This is a genomic window from Azospirillum formosense (assembly GCF_013340925.1).
In the GTDB taxonomy this organism is placed as follows: Bacteria; Pseudomonadota; Alphaproteobacteria; order Azospirillales; family Azospirillaceae; genus Azospirillum; species Azospirillum formosense.
Window position 1 is genome coordinate 1 of record NZ_WHOR01000540.1, and the last position, 761, is coordinate 761.

The following is a 761-nucleotide window of genomic DNA, read 5'->3' on the forward strand; positions in this document are numbered from 1 at the left end:
ACCGCGGCGATGTTCGCGGCGATGAGCCTGTGGGGCTACACCACCAAGGCCGACCTGTCGAAGATGGGCTCGTTCCTGATGATGGGCCTGATCGGCATCGTCATCGCCAGCCTGGTCAACATCTTCGTCGGCTCCAGCGCGCTGCAGTTCGCCATCTCGGTGATCGGCGTGGTCATCTTCACCGGCCTGACCGCCTACGACACCCAGCGCATCAAGGAGGAGTACGCCGAGGGCCATGGGCACGAGGGGAACACCAAGCTCGCCGTCATGGGTGCCCTCTCGCTCTACCTCAACTTCATCAACCTCTTCCAGATGCTCCTCCAGCTCATGGGCAACCGCGAGGAGTAAGGCGGCGCTACCATCCGGCGCTACCGCCTGCCGGAAAGGGCCGGCCGCTTCCCGCGGCCGGCCCTTTTCTTTTCTACGGCTTGCCCGTTGCCGGCACCGCGTCCGGCTTGGGCGGATACTCCACCGACACGATGTGCAGGGAGTTGTTCGGGAAGGAGCAGGCCGCCTCCGGCGCCACCTGGGACGCCGGATCGAAAGCGTAGGGACGGGGGGAGCGGCCGGCCATCGCCCCGCTTCCCCCTCCGGCCGCCCCGGCCGCCGCCGTCTGCACGCCCGGCCCGGTCACCCGCGACGTCCAGGGCGCTCCGGTGAAAACGCCCGGCGTCGATTCCTCCGCCCACAGCCACAGAACGCGGGTGCCCACCGGCTGCGGCTGCGTGAAGGAGTGCAGCACCCGCTCGCAGGTCTCCCGG

2 protein-coding genes are annotated in these 761 nt (G+C 68.6%); one reads left to right on the forward strand and one right to left on the reverse strand.

Annotation, left to right across the window (positions count from 1 at the left end):
- A partial coding sequence (locus tag GBZ26_RS29690) for a Bax inhibitor-1/YccA family protein (RefSeq protein WP_174441840.1) occupies window positions 1–348 on the forward strand: 348 nt, incomplete at its 5' end.
- A gap of 73 nt (window positions 349–421) precedes the next feature.
- On the opposite strand, the gene GBZ26_RS29695 is transcribed toward GBZ26_RS29690, so the two are convergent.
- Window positions 422–761: hypothetical protein (locus GBZ26_RS29695; protein WP_211105020.1), on the reverse strand; the 340-nt coding region annotated here is incomplete at its 5' end.